The organism is Phytobacter diazotrophicus, from assembly GCF_052061655.1.
Lineage (GTDB): Bacteria > Pseudomonadota > Gammaproteobacteria > Enterobacterales > Enterobacteriaceae > Phytobacter > Phytobacter diazotrophicus.
Genome location: NZ_CM125428.1, coordinates 942,490 through 961,669 on the forward strand (window position 1 = coordinate 942,490; position 19,180 = coordinate 961,669).

17 protein-coding genes and 1 pseudogene are annotated in these 19,180 nt (G+C 51.8%); 2 read left to right on the top strand and 16 right to left on the bottom strand.

What is annotated here, in order from left to right; translation table 11 throughout:
* Nucleotides 1-155 precede the first annotated feature (155 nt).
* The 3 genes from ACS0RQ_RS04580 to ACS0RQ_RS04590 form a co-directional block, all read right to left on the bottom strand.
* On the bottom strand, nucleotides 156-1,589 hold the full coding sequence (locus ACS0RQ_RS04580) for a hypothetical protein (protein ID WP_271851964.1): 1,434 nt from the start codon (nucleotides 1,587-1,589) through the stop codon (nucleotides 156-158).
* 398 nt (nucleotides 1,590-1,987) lie between these two features.
* Entirely contained in the window at nucleotides 1,988-2,815 is an 828-nt protein-coding gene (locus ACS0RQ_RS04585; RefSeq protein ID WP_039077962.1) for a phosphoenolpyruvate hydrolase family protein, read from the bottom strand.
* Between the two features lie 16 nt (nucleotides 2,816-2,831).
* Nucleotides 2,832-4,049, bottom strand: a complete 1,218-nt coding sequence (locus ACS0RQ_RS04590) for a Tm-1-like ATP-binding domain-containing protein (RefSeq protein WP_334632630.1) — start codon at nucleotides 4,047-4,049, stop codon at nucleotides 2,832-2,834.
* Nucleotides 4,050-4,358: 309 nt separating this feature from the next.
* Between ACS0RQ_RS04590 and ACS0RQ_RS04595 the strand changes: the two genes are divergently transcribed.
* Nucleotides 4,359-5,000 carry a TetR/AcrR family transcriptional regulator gene (locus ACS0RQ_RS04595; RefSeq protein WP_271851906.1) on the top strand — a complete coding sequence of 214 codons (642 nt, stop codon included), beginning with the start codon at nucleotides 4,359-4,361 and terminating at the stop codon, nucleotides 4,998-5,000.
* A gap of 416 nt (nucleotides 5,001-5,416) precedes the next feature.
* Nucleotides 5,417-6,961 (top strand): methyl-accepting chemotaxis protein, encoded by a 1,545-nt coding sequence (locus tag ACS0RQ_RS04600; RefSeq protein ID WP_271851907.1) that lies wholly within the window; start codon nucleotides 5,417-5,419, stop codon nucleotides 6,959-6,961.
* A gap of 129 nt (nucleotides 6,962-7,090) precedes the next feature.
* Here the strand turns inward: ACS0RQ_RS04600 and acpT are convergent, their stop codons facing one another.
* From acpT to ACS0RQ_RS04665, 13 genes and pseudogenes are all read right to left on the bottom strand, one after another.
* Entirely contained in the window at nucleotides 7,091-7,714 is a 624-nt protein-coding gene (gene acpT, locus ACS0RQ_RS04605; protein ID WP_271851908.1) for a 4'-phosphopantetheinyl transferase AcpT, read from the bottom strand.
* A 2-nt stretch (nucleotides 7,715-7,716) separates the two neighbouring features.
* Nucleotides 7,717-8,946, bottom strand: coding sequence for a beta-ketoacyl-ACP synthase (locus ACS0RQ_RS04610; protein ID WP_271851909.1), 1,230 nt, complete (start codon nucleotides 8,944-8,946; stop codon nucleotides 7,717-7,719).
* Nucleotides 8,943-9,674, bottom strand: coding sequence for a 3-ketoacyl-ACP reductase FabG2 (locus ACS0RQ_RS04615; protein WP_271851910.1), 732 nt, complete (start codon nucleotides 9,672-9,674; stop codon nucleotides 8,943-8,945). Before ACS0RQ_RS04615 ends, ACS0RQ_RS04610 begins: the two co-directional genes overlap by 4 nt.
* Nucleotides 9,671-10,147, bottom strand: a complete 477-nt coding sequence (locus tag ACS0RQ_RS04620) for a hotdog family protein (protein WP_271851911.1) — start codon at nucleotides 10,145-10,147, stop codon at nucleotides 9,671-9,673. The genes ACS0RQ_RS04615 and ACS0RQ_RS04620 overlap by 4 nt, the downstream gene beginning before the upstream one ends.
* On the bottom strand, nucleotides 10,144-11,313 hold the full coding sequence (locus ACS0RQ_RS04625; protein WP_271851912.1) for a beta-ketoacyl-[acyl-carrier-protein] synthase family protein: 1,170 nt from the start codon (nucleotides 11,311-11,313) through the stop codon (nucleotides 10,144-10,146). Before ACS0RQ_RS04625 ends, ACS0RQ_RS04620 begins: the two co-directional genes overlap by 4 nt.
* A 1-nt stretch (nucleotide 11,314) precedes the next feature.
* The gene (locus ACS0RQ_RS04630) at nucleotides 11,315-11,902 is read right to left on the bottom strand and encodes a DUF3261 domain-containing protein (protein WP_271851913.1); all 588 of its coding nucleotides are present in this window, start codon (nucleotides 11,900-11,902) and stop codon (nucleotides 11,315-11,317) included.
* Entirely contained in the window at nucleotides 11,899-14,220 is a 2,322-nt protein-coding gene (locus tag ACS0RQ_RS04635) for an MMPL family transporter (RefSeq protein ID WP_271851914.1), read from the bottom strand. Before ACS0RQ_RS04635 ends, ACS0RQ_RS04630 begins: the two co-directional genes overlap by 4 nt.
* Nucleotides 14,189-14,794, bottom strand: coding sequence for an outer membrane lipoprotein carrier protein LolA (locus ACS0RQ_RS04640; protein WP_271851915.1), 606 nt, complete (start codon nucleotides 14,792-14,794; stop codon nucleotides 14,189-14,191). The genes ACS0RQ_RS04635 and ACS0RQ_RS04640 overlap by 32 nt, the downstream gene beginning before the upstream one ends.
* Entirely contained in the window at nucleotides 14,791-15,213 is a 423-nt protein-coding gene (locus ACS0RQ_RS04645; protein ID WP_334632625.1) for an acyl-CoA thioesterase, read from the bottom strand. Before ACS0RQ_RS04645 ends, ACS0RQ_RS04640 begins: the two co-directional genes overlap by 4 nt.
* 2 nt (nucleotides 15,214-15,215) lie before the next feature.
* Nucleotides 15,216-16,910, bottom strand: coding sequence for a glycosyltransferase family 2 protein (locus tag ACS0RQ_RS04650; RefSeq protein WP_271851917.1), 1,695 nt, complete (start codon nucleotides 16,908-16,910; stop codon nucleotides 15,216-15,218).
* Nucleotides 16,901-17,254, bottom strand: coding sequence for an ApeI family dehydratase (locus ACS0RQ_RS04655; protein WP_271851918.1), 354 nt, complete (start codon nucleotides 17,252-17,254; stop codon nucleotides 16,901-16,903). Before ACS0RQ_RS04655 ends, ACS0RQ_RS04650 begins: the two co-directional genes overlap by 10 nt.
* Nucleotides 17,241-18,601: pseudogene (locus ACS0RQ_RS04660) on the bottom strand (AMP-binding protein). Before ACS0RQ_RS04660 ends, ACS0RQ_RS04655 begins: the two are co-directional and overlap by 14 nt.
* A complete protein-coding gene (locus ACS0RQ_RS04665; RefSeq protein WP_271851920.1) occupies nucleotides 18,598-19,179 on the bottom strand; it encodes a COG4648 family protein in 582 nt (193 codons plus the stop codon). The pseudogene ACS0RQ_RS04660 and the gene ACS0RQ_RS04665 overlap by 4 nt, the downstream one beginning before the upstream one ends.
* Nucleotide 19,180: the final 1 nt, after the last annotated feature.

A 19,180-nucleotide genomic window follows, 5' to 3' on the forward strand; every position in this document is an offset into this window, starting at 1 on the left:
AAGCACTTCATTTCGTAGGGCGCTGATGAATGAGAGATAATGATAAATCCTGGCCTCCGCCCCGGCGAAAATCGCCAGGGCAGAGGCCGCAGAACTGCTTTCCTGGCGTTAAATCATAAAGAAAAACACTCTTTTGGGTGTTTAATTTTCGTATATTAAATATCGAACCCTAATTCCTTAACAAGGTTACAGAGTTTTTTCGCACCATTAAAATTTAAATGGTCCGAATCATAAAAATCTTCTGGGGTAAATGCTTTATGTGTGGACAAATCCGTCATGAAAACATTATTGTCATTAACAATGCTTTTAATATATGCCAGCGTTTCATTTTTAAGGGTTTTATCGAAGTTTTCAACGTAAAACTGAGTGAACGGCATAACGATAAAATGAAGGTTTGAATTTGTTTCATTAATTAACGATAGTAAAGAGGAGAGGATTTTTTTATTATTTTCATAGCTATGCTTTCTTTGGCAATTCTTTGCTAGTGCTTTTACGCGCTTGAGAATATCAACTGATGAATAAAAAAAGTCAGTAGAATAGTTTCTTGTGTTAATGAAGTCGACGGATTGTTGCACTGTTGCTTCATCAAGCAATAAACTGTTTAACCTTGATAACTCTTCATCATTAAAATAATGAGGATGGTTTTTTTTACAGATCTGCTGAACGAGTAAATCCAGAGGCCCCAGGATAGAGTGATTGTCTGTTTCGCTTTTCGGTTTTTCAACTTTGCTTCTGAAATTATATTCAATATTATGGCTTTTGCAGAAATAGCGAGACACTGGAAATGTTGTTGCTTCGCCCATTGAAAATTCGAAAAAAACATCATAAAGGCCAATGCATACAATAAAGTTTCTTGTGTTTGTTATTTCGGTTATTTTTTTAATTAGACTATAAGATAAAGTAAAGTCACCCGAAAATAGTGATAGATTTACGCTCTTCGCTAATAGTTCCTGAGGGAACCCCTGGTATGCATATGATGAACCTAATATTACACTCTTAATATCTGGTTCATTGATGAGCTTTTCATAACGCGAGTTGAGAAGCGGAATATATCCAATATCTGTATGAAAACGGCTTGTGTTTTTTTCCGGGAATTGAAGCGCCGTCAGTATATCAGGGAATTGTATGTTATTCTTTTTGAGGAAGTTAAATCCAATATAATCGGTGACAAGTATTGGCACTAATGTATCGTCATCCAGATCCACATGTATGTCTTCTGGATCTGTTTCCATATTAACCACAAATGAGGTGACTCTTTCCATATTGAATGGAAGGAAAAGTGCGTTGCGTTGATATGAATTCCAGTCTTCACCTACAAAAATAACGTGAAATGATTGTGTTGAAAAATAGTGTATAAAAAAGGAATTTAAATGCGATAGTAATTTTTCAACATCTTCTGGCGTGACGTTTTTTTCAGCACAATAAATAAGCTCATTGATAAAAGATGCAGTATTCTCATCGTCATGCAAAAGACCACTATTTGTAATAAACAAATCCTTCAACTCATCAATGACCGAATCACTTTCAATCCAACTGAGTTTTTGTGCAAGGAAATGAATGTTTTTAAGGAAAAGAGCTGTGTTATTCATTATTTTACCTGGTAGCCAATAAAAATAATCAAATTATAACGAGCGCATTTGTTTTACTTGATTGTGAAGTATACAGGAGGCGATCGGATATGGAAATATTGAAGAATTAACTATAGTATGTTTGGAAAACGGAAAGTTGTATATAATAAGCGTGCTATTTAATCAAAGGGTCCGCATGAGGAACTGATACGCCATTATGGGGAGCGCTGCTATGTCACGGCAACGTGCGATTGCGGGCCCGATTGCGGAGCAAGTTTGCTGTTGCTGATGCGTTCAACAAAATTAGTTGAATGTCGCGAGATGTCTGTCTGGTCAAAATCACAGGCAATAAAAAACCGGGGTGCATATACAAACCCCGGTAAAAGGTGGATCGATTATCAGGCTAGACGTGCTCCCGATCAGTTTCTTATTGCTTTAAATTGCCTTGTGGTCTCAGTTAATGCTATTTCAGTCGGCAGACGCTCCATAGAGCTGGCGCCATAGAAGCCGTTACACTCCGGGCAGTTCTCTAAAATGAATTTCGCATCCTCTGGTGTCGCAATAGGGCCGCCGTGACACAGGACGATAACATCCGGACGCACTGCTTTTGCCGCTTTCGCCCAGTCATTAATTAATGGCACGCAGTCTTTCAAGGTGAGAGCCGTTTCCGCGCCGATATTCCCCCCGGTGGTTAACCCCATATGCGGCACAATAATGTCTGCACCAGCTTCGGTCATCGCAATGGCATCATCGCGGCTAAAGACATAAGGCGTCGTGAAGAGGCCCTTTTCATGCGCCAGACGAATCATATCCACTTCTAACGCGTATCCCATTCCGGTCTCCTCAAGATTGGCCCGGAAGTTACCGTCGATCAGCCCCACGGTTGGGAAGTTCTGTACGCCAGCAAAGCCAATCGCTTTAATATCATCCAGAAACTTATCAAACTGGCAGAAGGGATCGGTACCGTTCACACCCGCAAGGACAGGCGTTTTCTTGGTGACCGGCAGCACTTCTTTTGCCATATCCATAACAATTTCATTGGCGTTGCCGTAAGCCAGCAGACCGGCTAATGAACCACGGCCCGCCATGCGATAACGACCAGAGTTATAGATAACAATCAGATCGATTCCGCCGGCCTCTTCGCATTTTGCCGACAAACCTGTGCCCGCTCCGCCGCCGATGATGGGTTCCCCCCGGGCAATCATCTGATGAAATTTTTGCAATAATCCTTCACGCGTATGTTTCATGGCCTTACTTCCGTCTTTAGTGGATTAATTCTTTATGTAAATTTATAAGTAGCTGATTAAATTCGGCAGAATTGATGTGGTGTGGGCTGACGATAAGTTTACGGTGCGGCGTTTCGATAAATGTTGCCTTAAACGCATCGAGAAAAGCCCGATCTGCTTCTGGATCCCAGAAATCCCCACCAACATTGTCCAGGGCAGAAAAACCGCCCATGGGGATAGCAAATCTGACTTCTCCCTCACATCGATTTAAACGCTCGGCAATCCATGTCCCCATCTTGCCGTTTTCCTCTGGTGTTGTGCGCATCAATGTTACTTGTGGGTTGTGCTGATAAAGCCGACGACCCCGATAGTGCTCGGGTACCGAAGATCGGGACCCAAAATTAACCATATCAAGTGCCCCGCAAGAGCCGATATACGGGATTTTAGAGCGGGCGATCGCGCCGAAGCGGTCATCACTACAGGCCAGAACGCCGCCAAATAAGAAGTCGCATACTTCTGTGGTGCTGATATCCAGTACGCTGTGTAATAAGTGGCTATCTGCCAGTTTTTCCATTGCCTTACCCCCGCTACCGGTGGCATGGAAAACCAGACAGTCATAATCGTTTTCTAATTTTTGTGTGATTTGCTGTACGCAGGGCGTGGTGACGCCGAACATCGTCAGACCAATGGCGGGTTTATCCGTGACGGCTTCGCTGTCGTCCTGATAAAACACCACCGCACCGGCAATCTGGTTAGCTGCGCTTTTTAATACTTTGCGGGAAATTCGGTTTAAGCCTGAAATATCGGTGACGGAGTTCATAATGGCGATATCGCTGGCACCGATATAACCGGACACGTCTCCGGATGCCATTGTTGACACCATCAGTTTGGGAACGCCAATTGGCAGGGCCTGCATGGCTGGCGTAATTAATGCGGTATTGCCAGAACCCCCTAAGCCGATTATCCCAAGCACATCTTCACGGCTTTTTAAGAACAACTCAAAGGCGAGAGACATTGCAGTGATCGCTTTTCCTCTGTCACCACAAAAGACAGCACTTTCTCCCTCAGGATGAAAACGGGCCACGGTAGTTGCTGAAATATCCGCACCTCTTGCGGAGCTATCAGCTACTGTCGTCAGGTCAACGATGCGTGCATCGGCGCCTGTTTTTTTTATTAACGACTTAACGTAAAAAGCTTCCGTGCTTTTCGTGTCAAGAGTTGTTACGACGTATATGTAGCCATTGTCTTTGCTCACGTGTTCTCCTTAACTAAACTCACTTTTGTAACGAACGAGTATTTCAGATTCGGAAGAGTGAAATGCATTGCTGGTGACAACGATTGAGACTGCCGTCTCAAAAAATGTAGCAGTGATTGAGACTGTCGTCTCAAAAAAGCTAGCATAAATGAGACGGTTGTCTCAAATAATTTTTAGTGTTAAAATTAACCACATGTTTTTTAAGGTAATTAATATATTAGTCGATCATGACTTTGCATTTTGCACTGCCTGGATGGGCGAGTGTTGATTTGCTATGTTTGTGTTACAACGAGTGTGGTTGGGAAAGTCATGATGTATGGAGAGGAAGCTTTGGAGCCATCTGTAACGCGCAAGAAAACGTATGATTTGTTAATGAATAAAGCGTTATTTTTGTTTGAGCAAGGGGAGATTCCCTCCATTTCAAGGTTAGCCACGGAAGCAGGTGTTTCGCGGGCGACGGCTTACCGTTACTTCCCCACGCAAAGCGATCTTATTGCCGCTGCCGTTGGTGCGAGTCTGAAAACCATTCGTGAATGGAAACCCAAAAGCGATGACAAAGTCGATGAGCGTATCGCCGAGTTGTTTGATTTCGCGTTCCCTGAAATGTTTCGCCATGAAGGTGCCTTGCGCGCCGCGCTGCTTGTTTCATTGCAGCAATGGGCGCTTGAGCGTCACTCCCCGGATAAAATGGAAAAAAAGCTGGTCCGTGGTAATCGTAAAGCGACGCTCGCTCGCGTAATGGAACCGGTGAAGGATAAATATTCCCCCGAGATGTATCGCAAAGTTATTGCCGCCTTTTCGTTATTGTACGGTTCGGAAGTCTTTCTGGTAATGAAAGATATCTGGGGCATGGACAATCAACAAGTCATTGATAACGTGCAATGGATGGCCAAAGCTATTATAAATCAAGCGAATAGCGAGTCTGCTCAGGAGGGGCATACCGGGCAATAACCGCTTAGTTCACCGCCTGTCTTAAAGTAAGGGGCTGTAGCCCCATTTACTTAACTCAAATATATCATCATTAATTGAAGTATATTTAAAATATTATTCAGCATCTCTAAAATATCAATTTAAAATAACTTTAATAATTTGCTTTAAGGCCGGGTTTTAATTTCATTTCCGCCCATGAGTCTGCATTTATTGATGACAAAATGATAAGCAAGCTTAGTTTTTTTATTGGAAATAATTGTCGTAGATTATAGAAGTAGCATTTTCTGGTGATAGAATCTGTTTGTAAGCTATGATGAAATTAATGGCTTTATTATTGCAATAGCATAATTTCATTATGTTTATCTTGTTTCTTCCAACATAACGACAGGCCTTCAATATAAATTAAACTCTCTTAAGCTTTATGGGGAATACATTCTATGCGTGAGAATCACCCTGTAACACAGCAAGAACGCGTTTTTGATAATGATGCGACGTTAATGTCTACAACCGATCCTGAGAGTTATATTAATTACGCTAATGATGCCTTTATTCAGGTGTCTGGTTTTTCGCTCAGTGAACTTGAGGGGCAGCCGCATAATCTGGTTCGTCATCCTGATATGCCGCCGCACGCATTCGCAGATATGTGGTTTACCCTTAAGCAGGGAGAGCCGTGGAGCGGCCTGGTAAAAAACCGTTGTAAAAATGGCGATCATTATTGGGTTCGCGCTAACGCAATCCCGATCATCCGCAAAGGTGATGTGAAAGGATATATGTCGGTACGCACCAAGCCTGATGCCGACGAAGTTACCAGGGCAGAAACGTTGTATCAACAATTTCGCGAGGGGAGTGCAAACGGTAAACGTCTTTTCAAAGGGTTGATCATTCGCAAAGGTTTTATGCGTTGGCGCTCGTTGTTTGTCACTATGCCATTACGCTGGCGGCTTCGAACGGCGTTAATGACGACCTTTTTATTGAGTATTCTCGTCGGGACGTTATGTCAGTTAACGCCCGGACAGATGGGCATATTTACCGGGGCGATGGTCGTCCTGCTTCTGGCGTTGATGGTATGGCTGGAAATGCAAATTGTGCGCCCCGTCGAGCGTTTGTGTCATCAGGCCTTGCAGGTGGCAACGGGAGAAACGCAGCAGGTTGAACAACCGAAACGGATCGACGAAGTCGGCGTTACTCTGCGGGCCATCGGCCAGCTTGGGCTGATGTTCCGATGGCTGATCAACGATGTCAGTAGTCAGGCGGTGAGCGTGCTGAACGCAGCGGATGCCTTATGTAAAGGAAACGATAGCCTGAGTCGCCAGACGGATCAGGCGGCGGCGAATGTGCAGCAAACCGCTGCGACAATGAACGAGCTGGCGGCCACCGTAAAAAGCAATACTCTTACCGCCGCCGAAGCCAGTGCTTTATCAAAGGGTGCGCGTGAAGCCGCTGAGCAGGGCGGTAAAGTGATGAGCGGCATGATTGAGATGATGGGCAATATTGGCTCCAGCTCCGATCAAATCGCCAGTATTACCAGCATTATCGATAGTATCGCCTTTCAGACCAACATCCTCGCACTGAATGCCGCAGTGGAAGCTGCACGAGCGGGTGAACAGGGGAAAGGTTTTGCCGTGGTGGCCGGTGAAGTTCGTACCCTTGCCCAGCGTAGCGCCAGCGCAGCCAGCGAAATCAAAGCGCTGATTGAGTCCAGCGTGACACAGGTTCGCTCCGGCAGCCAGTTGGCCGATGATGCCGGGAAAGCAATGCAGGAGATTGTCGGTAAGGTGAAACATGTCACCCAATTGATAGAACATATCAGCCAGGCAACGGCTGAACAGGCATCTGCAATAAGCCAAATGAGTCTGGCGGTAGAAGAGCTTGATAAACTCACACACCAAAATGCCGACCGTGTTCAGGAGGGCGCAGAAGCGTCAGAGCGGTTGAACAGTCAGGTGACACGCCTGGCGGAAGCCATTTCTGTATTCCGCTAACAACCGCAATGTCGCCCCGTCAGGTGAGGCGGGGCTTTTAAACGTACGGTCAAAACTGGCGCTCATCTGTCGAAATCAGCGTAACGAACGGGCCGCTGAGCGTTCTGTTGCCCCGTCCGCGAAATAAATTTACTGGAGACGGATGATTTTATCTGTCGGAAGAAGCGCATCAATATAGCCCGGAAAAGAGAAATCGCAGGGGGTGAGCTGGTGCGGGTGGGCGGTGCAAACGGCCAGAATAAGTGAATCTGCCAGACAAAACTGGCTAATAAAAAGCCCTTCATGGCTGTCCAGAGTGTTCATTTGCCAGACGCTGCTGCCGCACTGTTTTAAGATGGCTTCTTTGCGCGTCCAGATATGCCAGAAGATGCAGGACTGCTGCGCTTCATCCGCAGAGGCAAGCTCCTGCTGTTCCGCGTCAGTGAACATCGCATGGGCAATCCGCTGCACGTTATTTCTGGGACGTATGACTTCAAGGTCGCAGCCTACTTCCCCCTCATCGCTGACCACTATCGCAATGTCATCGCCGCTATGGCTGATGTTAAACCATAGCGGAATGTTTTCTTCGAAGTACGGCTTGCCATTTCGTCCATAAACGATAGCCGGGACGCAGGCCGGGGAGAGCAAGGTGCTAAGCAGTACGCGCCCTGCAAGCCAGGAGGCACGGTGAGACCTCTCCGGCAGTTGTTGACGCAGTGCCGAAGGCGCCATTTCACTAAGCACCGACACTTTCCCCATGCCCACGCGCAGCATTATCAGGCCCAGCGCTTGATGATGATGGATGTGTTGATCCCGCCGAATGCAAAGTTGTTGCTTTGCAGATATTCGCAGTCGATGCGGCGTGCTTCGCCCATGATGTAATCCAGCGCACCACAGCGCTCATCCGGTTGTTGCAGGTTGATTGTAGGAGCAAACCAGCCTTCCCGCATCATCTGCAAACTCATCCAGGCTTCCAGTGCGCCACAGGCACCCAGAGTATGACCAAAGTAGCTTTTTAACGAAGAAATAGGGACGTTTTCGCCGAAAATAGCCGCGGTTGCCTGACTTTCAGCAAGATCACCCCTGTCTGTGGCGGTGCCGTGAGCGGAAATGTATCCCATATCCAGCGGGCTTAACCCGGCAATATTCAGCGCCTGCTCCATACAAATTTGCATGGTTTCTTTCTGGGGCTGCGTGATATGCGCCGCATCGCAGTTGGTGGCAAAGCCCACAATTTCACCGTAAATCGTGGCGCCACGGGCTTTGGCGTGTTCGAGTTCTTCAAGGATCAGTGTACCCGCGCCTTCACCAATCACCAGTCCGTCGCGCTGTTGGTCGAACGGCGATGGTGTGGTTTTTGGCGCGTCGTTGCGTTGGCTGGTGGCAAATAACGTATCAAAGACAGCCGCTTCGGAAGGGCAGAGTTCTTCTGCACCACCAGCCACCATCACCGTCTGATAACCATGGCGAATGGCTTCCCAGGCATAACCAATGGCCTGGCTGCCAGAGGTGCAGGCGCTGGAGGTGGGAATCACGCGACCACGCAGACCGAAAAACAGGCCCGTATTAACAGCGGTGGTATGCGGCATCATCTGTACATAGGTGGTGCCAGTGATGTTGTTGGTGTGTTTTTCCGTCAGCATGGTGGCGAATTCACTTACTGGCCCCGTACTGCCGGTTGATGACCCGTAGGCAATGCCTGTCTGACCGTTGGTCAGCACCGGATCATCAATCAATCCCGCCTGCTCCAGCGCCAGCTCTGTGGCTCGGGTGGAAAATAGCGAGACGCGCCCCATGGCGCGGATACGCTTGCGCGTATAGTGATCCGGTAGCGTAAAGTCATCAATCGGCGCGCCCAGCAGGGTGTGCAGCCCGTCGTAAACTTGCCACTCCGGCATTTTGCGCACCGCATTTTCATAGGCCAGCAGACGTTTTGAAACACTTTCCCAGTTCTCGCCGAAGGCGGTCACGCCGCCCATGCCCGTAATCACGACGCGACGTGTCATAACATTCCTCCATTGATGGAAATAACCTGGCGGGTCACATAACCCGCAATATCTGACATCAAATAGCTGGCCAGTCCGGCAACTTCTGCCGCCTGACCCATACGTTTCATGGGGATCATAGCCATCGCTTCGTTCAGCGCCGCTTCTTCCATTTCAATCATGCCGGTATCGATCAGCCCCGGCGCGATACAGTTCACGGTGATTTTTCGCTTTGCCAGCTCAATGGCCAGAGCTTTTGTCGCCCCGATAATGCCTGCCTTTGCGGCGCTGTAATTCACCTGTCCCCGATTGCCCATCACGCCAGAAACCGACGACAGCGTAATAATTCGCCCCCCTTTGCGTAGGCCAATCATCGGCATAATGCAGGGGTGAATGACGTTATAAAAACTGTCGAGGTTAGTGTGGATAACACTGTCCCAGTCTTCTTCGCTTAGCGCCGGAAATGCCCCATCAAGGGCGATACCCGCGTTGCTGACAATCCCGTACCACGCGCCATGACGGGCAATATCGTCCTCAATAATGTCTCTGGATTGCTGGCGATCGCCGACGTCAAAACAGAGCACGCGTCCCTGTCCGCCCGCGTTTTCAATCGCTGCCAGTGTCTCTTTTGCTCCCGTCTCATCCCGGTGATAATGCACGCCGATAACAAAACCATCAGCGGCAAGCTGGCAGGCAATCGCTCGCCCAATACCTTTACTGGCCCCAGTAACCAGAACGGAACGAATCATGGTGTATCTCCCTGAGTAAAAAGCGAAGTTAATTCTTCTGGCGTAGGCTGGAAGGTATTGACGCGACCGGTGGCCACGCGCTCTTCACCTACGAAAATGGCACAATCAAAACTGGCGAAACGTTCGTCCTGCATCAGCAACTTAACATCAATGTCCAGTGTCGCTCCGGCGGGAAGAATCCCCCTGGCGCAGATAAATTCGCGGGCGCCCAGCATCATTCCCAGCGTGATGGCCTGCTGACCATTCTGCCGACGATGCCAGCCAGACCAGACGCCAACAGTTTGCGCCATCAGTTCCAGTGCGAACCAGCCTGGCAGATTACCCTGCGCATCAATAAAGGGGACCAATACGCTGTCATCTGTAACGCTCACCCGGCAATGCGTCGAACTGTCGGTGACATCAATAACCTCTTCGAGCAGCATCATCGGCGCATCGTGTGGCAGGTACTCTGAAGGGGGGAGATAACGGCTCATACGATCCTCCCCAGCAGAATACTGGCGTTATTACCGCCAAAGGCGAACGAATTAGACAAAATCACCGGCCGCATCAGCGGTTGAGGCTGGCGCAAAATGCCACAGGCGGGTAGCGCCGGATCAATAGGCGAGAGGGAAAAATCCTGTGGCGGCAGCGGAAGGTTCAACTGCAGGATAAGCATGCTTATGGCGGCTTCGATAATGCCTGCGGCCCCCAGCGTGTGCCCGGTTAAATGTTTGGTGGAGCTGCAAGGTACGCTTTCGCCAAACAGATCGTGAATAACTTTCGACTCTATCTGATCGTTGAGTGTGGTCGCCGTACCGTGCAAATTGATGTAGCCGACCTCGTCCGGTTGTATTCCGGCATCTGCCAGCGCCTGCTTAATGGCGCGGATAGCCCCTTCACCTTCAGGATGCGGCGCGGAGATATGCCAGGCGTCACTCGACTCGCCAACGCCAAGCAGCGCGACAGGCTGTGGTTCTCGGGTGAGTAGCATCAGCGCCGCGCCTTCACCGATGGTAATGCCGCTGCGGTCGCGCGCGAAAGGAAGACAACGTGTGGGCGATAACGCCTCCAGACTATTGAAACCGTTGACCGGCATGCGGCTCAGCGTATCTGAACCGCCGACGATAACAGCATCTGCCAGACCGGCCTCGATCAGGCGGCGACCGCTGATAATGGCACGGGCGCTGGAAGAGCAGGCGGTAGACAACGTATACGCCGGGCCTTCCAGTGCCAGCCAGCGGCTGAGAAAACGCGAGGGGTCGCCAAGCTCCTGCTGCGGATATTGCCAGTGCAGGCTGGGTTCGTTGTTGAGACGTAAATTAACATGCTCGTCCCCTTCATTCAGCCCGGAGGTGCTGGTACCCAACACCACCCCAACGCGTTCTCGTCCATATTGGGCGATGGCGTCTTCCACCTTCGGTTGGATTTGCGCCAGCGCGGCCAATAAAAGTTGATTATTGCGCGTACGGTGGGCAGAAAAAGCATCGGGTATTGCGGGCAACTCGCCATCCACGCCTGCCAGTACGGCATCTGGCTGGTTCACTAGCCAGTCCTTGCGTGGGCGCATCCCTGGAGAAACGCCGCGCACCAGATTGTCTGCAACCTCGGCTGACGTTTTTCCGAGCGCATTAATGATGCCAACGGCAGAAATATAAATCATATCAGTCACCCAAATATTGAATGGTGATGTGGTATTTGAAGACATGCTGCTCAATGCTAATCGGCTCGCGTTTGCCTTTGCGCTGCAAATAGATAATCTCAGTGACCAGCTTGCCACGCGCATTGCGTAGCTCGCGCTTGTTGCCGATATCGCGCAGCGTCCAGCCCTTCGGCAACTGCGGCTGCCAGGCTGAAAGTGGCCAGTGGCTGAGCATCACATCTGCCAGCACCTGGCTGGCGGGTGGGAGCTGTGGCACGATGATCGACTGTTCGGTATGCAGCCCTTTGTCGTCATAGGTGGCCAGGAACAGGCGGATACCGACAGATGACAGCCCGGCTAAGGTGACTTTTTTCTCATCCGCGTTGAGCATCACCATCAGCGACTGCGTTTGCCCGTTAAAGGTACCGGTAAGCAGTTGCTGTGAACTCACCGCAGGTGTAATGCCGGGGGCGGGAAGTGTGACGCGAGCGCCGGGTTCCAGCCAGGCCTGAGGGCGACCGTTTTCATCCTGTTTCGTTGAGTGGCTACAGCCTGCCAGCAGGAGTGTTGCGCCAAGGGCGCAGGCCTGCCAGAAATTTCGTATCGTCATCTTTTTTCTCTTTTTTTATTGGGCATCGCCAGCGGGGAAAGCAGGTACGCGGTAAAAATACCGCTGATAAGGACAATGCCGAAGCTGCTGATTGCCTGGGTGGCGCTAAAGACCAACATGCCCAGTGTCATCAGGGTGGTGAGCATCGCAAGCGTGATAGCCAGCAGCGACGTCAGGGGTGTCCCCTGTGGGTTGCTGAAAAACAGCGTGTAATTGATGCCGATTCCCAGTACTAACACCAACGCCAGTAGTGAGAACAAATTCACCGAATGACCGCTCAAGGAGAGCACCGCCAGCCCGCAGCTCAGCGATAACACCGACGGCACCATGCTGATAAGCCCCTTACGCCAGCCCAGGCGTGCCATCGCACCGCAAGCAATCACCGCCAGCGCCACCGCCAGGAGGCTGGTCAGAACACCGCGATACAGCGCAAAGAGTGAATCGAACGTCTGTTTTCGGTCCACCCAGGCTACGCCCGATTGTTTTTGGGCCAGCGCACTCAGCGCAGCGCTTTCTTTGACGTCGCTAACCGGAATCAGCACACCGCTTGCGCCGCCGGGCATCGTCAGCCACATCAGACGCCAGCCTTCACTGGCCGGGCTGGCAAGCCATGCGTCCACGGAGACGGTCATTGGGCTCAGATCGGGATCGACGTTGGTTAGCCCGGCGCTCTGCAGTGTCTTCTTCACTGTCGGTACCGCCTGCTGTAAGAGCAAAAGGTCTTGCTGCTGGCGGGCCATCGAATTGAGTGGAATCGTGCGCCAGCCGCCGATCTTCCCTTCGCGGCGTGATTGTTCAAGGGCCGGGATAAAATTCTCCATGCGGGTCAGCGTCTCTTCCGGGGTATCGCCATACACCACAAACCACTTTTGATCGACGCTCTGTCCTGTCAGGCGGGTGATGGCTTTTTCCTGCGCCAGAATAGACTGCGGTAGCGCCTGTAGTTGTGCGATATCGTCATCAACATGCAGACGGGAAAGCCCTGCCAGCGAGAAGAGCGCGAGTGCCGTGGGGAGTCCAATGCAGAGGGCCTTGTTGCGTCGCCAGGCCGCCAGCCAGCGCAACATAAGTGCCATTGCCGGCACGGGACGTACCGGCAGCCCACGACAGAGCCACGGGTGCCAGAAGATAACTGTCAGGCAGGCGGCACTGAGGCCGCAGGCGGCGAATACGGCCATCTGGCGAATGCCGGGGAAGGGGGCAAGCATCATGATAAGGTAAGCGGCCACAGTGGTGAGCAGCGCAAGCAGCAGCGTTTTGCGTACCTTTGTCAGGCTTTGCCACGGGGTGGCGTGCTCGCCATGTACCATCCGCTCTGTCAGATAGTAGAGCGTGTAATCTGCAGAGATACCGATAATGCTCATGCTCATGACCAGCGTCATCAGATGAAGTTCGCCAAAAATCAGCAAGGTGGCGACTGTCCCGGTAAGCGCGCCCACGGCTATAGAAACAAGGCACAGGAAAAGCGGCAGCACTGAGCGGAAGGTCGCGACAATCAGCAGAATCACCCCCAGGATTGTCGCCACGCCGAGCGTTGAGATATCGCGCTTTGCCTGTTGGCTGGCGTAATCGCTATAGAACATCGTCCCGCGAGATAGCAGGCGGGCCTGCGGATACTGCGCCGTGAGCGTTTGTTCCAGCGAGGCGAGTCGGTTAACCAACTGATGGGTTTGCTGCATATCGAAAGAGTTGCCCGCCAGTTCGCCGTGCAGCAAATACCAGTAATTGCCGTCATCGTCCTGGGTAACCAGCCAGTCGTCCATTAATCGCAAGCGTTGGCTATTTTGCGCCATCGCCATTTGCTGTCCGCGCATCAGCATCAGCGGATCGTTTTGCAACTCCTTACCACTGACACCGGAAAACCCTGAGTAAAGCTGTGACAGGATCCATTGCGCCTGTTTTTCTCCGCCGTTTTGCAGGCGTTCGCGTGTGATGCTATCAATCAGTGCGTTGCGATGCTGCCAGAAAAAAGTGCCCCATGCCTGCTGACTAACGGCGTCCATTGGCCCTTTTACGTCCACGAGTTCCGGCGTTTTACTCAGTTGTGCATACCACGCCTGAGCCACCGCCGGGTTAGCGGTTTTACCGGGGCTGACCAGCCAGACAAGCTGCTTGTCCAGGCGCTGCATAAAGCCATCGTTGAGCGCTGGTGGAATGGCACCCATCGCCTGTTTGGGCAGCATTGCCAGCACGCTGCTATTCATTCTGGCCTGTGGGATGAGCATGAGCAGAATACCCAGCATCGCAAGGCAGGCGCAGACCCACAGCAGCATCGCGCGACGGGCGTTAGTGTGCGGCAAAGCGTTGGCGTTCGTCATCGGTAAGCGTAGCTGGCGTCAGTCGGTGTTGGGAAAGGGCGATATCGGTACGATCGCCCTGTTTATCGTTAAGCTGGATCGACTCAAGATAGGTCTGTCCGGCGAGGTCGATCGACGCGAAGATCTTATCCAGCGGCGTAGTGACAGGCGTCAGGCTAAGCGTCCAGCGCCCTTCACCCTTGTCATGAAACTCGATACGGAAGTTTTGCTCCAGTACGTGACGATCGGCCTGAAACAGCGCGCGCAACAGGTGATTAAACTGGAACATTTGCGGATTATTTTCGGCGGTAATCACCTGCGCAGGCTGATTATTGACGACCTGCACCATACGGGAGTCATCCAGCATCAGCATCATCGGAAACGGCGCTTTTTGATCCCAAAGCAGACCTTTATCGCGGGCAATCAGCATTTCACCCTGAGAGCGCAGCGGCTGCGGTAGATCTTTTATTACTCGCGTCTGGGCAAAATGGGCGCGGATGACCGGTTGTGCGGTGAAACGTTGCTGGAGTTCATCAAGCGTGACGGCGTTAACCCATGGGCTGAGCAATAACATAAGCAGGGGCCAGTACTTCATGGCGTAACTCCTATGCATGCAAACAGAACCGGCGGACTGATAAAGCACAGCTCGCGGCTTTTCTCCTCGACGGCAACCTGGATGGTGTAGCCAGTGGTAGTGCGTTTACCTGTTGTCGCATCAAAAATTTGATAGGCGATCCGCAGGCGGTTTTCATACTCTTCAAGCGTTGCCCGAACGCGGATACGCTGTTCGAAGGTCAACACATCGCGATATTTCACCCGGGTGTCAACCACCGGCCAGACATAGCCTGATTCTTTCATCTGGCGATAGCCGTAATTGAACTGATTCAGGAGGGCTTCGCGGGCAATCTCAAAATAGCGGAAGTAGTTGCCGTGCCACACCACGCCCATCATATCGACGTCATGAAACGCAATGGTTAGCTCTACTTCGGCTGTAAAACGGGGATCGTTAAGCACCTTTACTCCTTATCGGTGACTGCATCTGGCAACTGCCAGAAATCGAAAAAGTTGAACCAATCCAGTGGCGAGAGCAGCGCGTAGTGTTCAAGCCGGGCGGCATAGCGGTTGACCGCGTCTTGCAGTGCTGCCTGGCGTTGCGGACGAGGCAGTAGCAGTGGATCGGCAAAGGGTTCGCAGTGTATATGCAGTTTGTTCTGTTGCTGGATGGCGAAAATAAGCACTACGGGGCAGCGCAAAATGGATGCGAGGATAAACGGACCCTGCGGGAAAGGGGCGAGTTGACCCATAAACGGGCTCCAGACCACTCGCCAGTCACTACCCCGCTGGCGTTTCACGGCAATGCGGTCGCCGACAATCGCCACCCACTCTCCGCGATCCAGCTTCTCTTTGAGCACTATCGCGGTGTCTGGCCCAATATCGTTCACAGGCAACAGATTGAGCCCCGCCTGAGGTGCCATCTCTTGCATGATTTGCTTAAAGCGCTGTGCATTTTCACTAAAGACCAGCGCATTTATGGTTTTAGTGCCATCCAGTTGCGCCAGCGCGCGGCACGCTTCAACATCGCCCAGATGCGATGCCAACAGCAGTTTCCCTTGTGGCGATTCAACCGCCAGCGCTGCTTTTGCGCCCTCGGCAAAGATCACATCGCTTTCCAGACGAAGCTCACCGCGCCAGCTCGCCACTTTATCGAGCATGGCATTGCCAAAGCGCAGGAAATGCTGATAGCTATTGAGGTGCGAAGGCTCTGGCAGACCGCGACTGGCAAGCTGCGCTTTAACGCGGCCAATCCACCCTTGCGAAGCGTGGCGTGCGGATGTGGCCGTTAGCCAGTAAACCGCCACCACCGGTCTGAGCAACAGTGAAAATGCACGGCGTCCAAGGAATCGCCAGACGGTCAGCATGACCCGCATACCCCATAGCCCTTTCACTTCCCGCTGCTTTGCCCAGTGTGAGTGGCGGCGACGAAACAGCAGCGAAGGGATACGCGGCAACATGCCGAAAAACAGACGCGTATGCATCAGTGAAATACGAATATTGTCTTTCAGGGCGTCAAAGTGTGACAGGCCATCCAGCGGGTAGGTCACGCGTGTCGGCACAAAGTAACTGGTATTGCCCTGCCAGTAGAGACGCACCATCACTTCGGTATCAAAATCCATTCCCTGACCGAGTCTGGCGCGTTTTGCCAACTGCAGGGTCGGTGCGACGGGATAGACGCGAAACCCGCACATGCTGTCTTTGAGTTGCAGTGAGAGCGTTTCGACCCACACCCAGATATGGGTAACCCAACGGCCATACAGACGTGAACGCGGAATAGAGTTGTCATAGATGGGCTGACCAGATATCAGCGCGTCCGGGTGCTGTTTTGACAGCGTCAGCAGTGCCGGAATATCTTCAATGGCATGCTGCCCGTCGGCATCAACCTGTACCGCGTGGGTAAAGCCCGCCTGTTCCGCCGCTTCCAGACCGCGAATGACGGCGACACCTTTTCCGGCGTTCCGTGTGAGACGGATCAAGGTTAACGTGGGATGACTGACGGTGAGATCATCAAGGATCTGGCGGGTATCGTCGTCACTACCATCGTCAACAACAATGCACGGCAGTTGAAACGGCGCAAGACGAGCCAGTACGCACGCCATCATCACCCCATGGTTGTAACAAGGGATCACCACGCAGGGGGAGTAGGTTAACGACATAAACGGATCTTCCCACTGCTTGCGGTATGGCGCGCCTCGCCATCATGACGTTGATAGCAGAACGTCAGCGTCTGTTTTTCTTCCTGCCAGGTCAGTGTCAGCGTCAGCGTGTTTCCCGGAACCAGCGGCGACTGGAACTTAATGTTCTGGACACTGTGAAAATGAAAGCCTGGCGCAAGTAGCTCGCTGGCGTAGTGCATTACCCAGTCGAGTTGCGCGACGCCAGGCAGGAGCGGCTGAACGTTGAAATGCCCCTGAAACCAGAACAGCCCTGGGTCAAGGTACAGGACAACACTGATCTGCTCTGGCGATGTCTGATGACGTTCAATTTCACGGGGTTTCATAAAATAACTCCTGTAATTGCGCATAGACACGCTTGTTCATCGTGTTGACCGGGATTTCATCAATAACACGCCAGTAGCGAGGTATCGCGACAGGCTCAAGCCAGGGAATGAGTGCACGTCGCCACGACAGTTCCAGCGCCTCGCCATTGTTGTTTCGCCAGGTCTGGCGCAGGGTATTGTCAAGTACCAGTAACACGCCAATACACTGTCGGCCCCACGCGATACAGGGAGCGCTGCGGCATCAATAATGCCGTTCAGCGCCATCAGACGACGTTCAATCTCACTTAATGAAATACGTTTTTCTTCGATTTTCACTACCCGGCCACGACGTCCACGCAGGTGAAACTGCCCGTTTTCTTCAAAATGCAAAATATCATCAATCAATAACCCGGCTTTTTCGTCAATCATCGGCGATATAACACGAAACGCATCGCCGTGCGGCGCTATGTCGACGCCAGGGAACGGTATCCATGGCGCGTTATCCTGCACACGATGACGCCAGGCCAGAATGCCTGTTTCCGTGCTGCCATAGATTTCATCCGGCCAGAGGTCAAGCCAGCTTTGTGTGGATAACACGTTCTTCCAGGGCAGCATGCCGCCTGCGGAGAGGACCAGGGTGAGTGGCGGGGGCGTCAACTGGCTATCCAGACGCTTAAGAAACGCCGGACTGCTGACGAACACATACATGTGCTGACGGGGTAGTGCACTGAGCTGCTCGGCATAATAAATCATCGTGGCATGCAGCGTCAGACCCAGCGACATTGGCAGAAAAATGCGAAATGTTAAGCCGTACAGGTGATGAAAAACCACAGAAGAAACGACACGGCAGCCTTCCAGTCGTTCGCCAAAACAAGCACTCAGAAGCCTGGTTTCTTCATCGAGTGAGGCAATGCTTTTCTTTACCCGCTTCGGCTGACCAGTGGAACCGGAGGTAAAGAGTTCAATATTCTGATTCCCGCTGATGGTGGGCAGTGATGAGATCGGTAATTGCCTGGTTTTGGCCGAATTGACCACCAGAAGCGCACCCTTCCAGCCGAAGGTTTTATCGCTCAAGACGCCGTTGAACAGGCCAGATTGTTCTTCCAGCAATGAGATACGGTTGTGACCGGGAACGACAGGCGTTTTTCCTGCGCTCAGCGTCGCCAGCAGCGCGACAATAAACAGATAGCTATTTTCAAAGCATAGCGCCCAGCGCTCGCCATCCTGCTGTTGCAGCGCATTGACCATCCGTGAGACATCATAGCGAAGCTGCCCCAGCGTCCAGGTTTGCTCACCAAGCCAGGCCACGGGCGTATCGTCCGGACGAGTCGTGCTGAGCCACTGCGCGAGGGGAAGTGGCTGATTCATGGGTTTTCTCGTTTTATTAATCGGCTGCGTACCAGCCACTCGCCACCCATTAGTGCACCGATCAGCAGATAGGCGATTATGCCGTTCCAGGCGGTCCACAGCGTCATATCGCCCTGTAGTGCCGTGAAGAGCGCAATTCCGCCGTTGATGACGAAAAACAGGCACCATACCTGGGTAACGCGGCGGGTATACCGAATGCCCTCGGGCGGCAGATAGGGATCGTGCAGACGAGCCAGACGTTCGACCAGCGGCATTGCCGTCCACAGCGATCCGCCAAAGACAGTGAGCATCACGATATTTACGACGACCGGGTAAAACAGCACGAGCTGGTGGGTTTTGAGCAGGATGCTGGCGATACACAGCACGATTCCCGCCAGCGCCACGCTTTGCATAACAAAGCGCATCGGCCCGGCTTTTTGTTGCACCTGACGTAAGCGTAATACCAGCATGACCGCCATCAATGGTAGCAACCACTGCAGGCAGTTATACCTCAGGCCAATCCAGATAATAACCGGCCAGGCCAACAGTAAAATCCCTGTCGCTGTCTGAATCCCCGGCAGTGTTTTGAAACCGCGCATG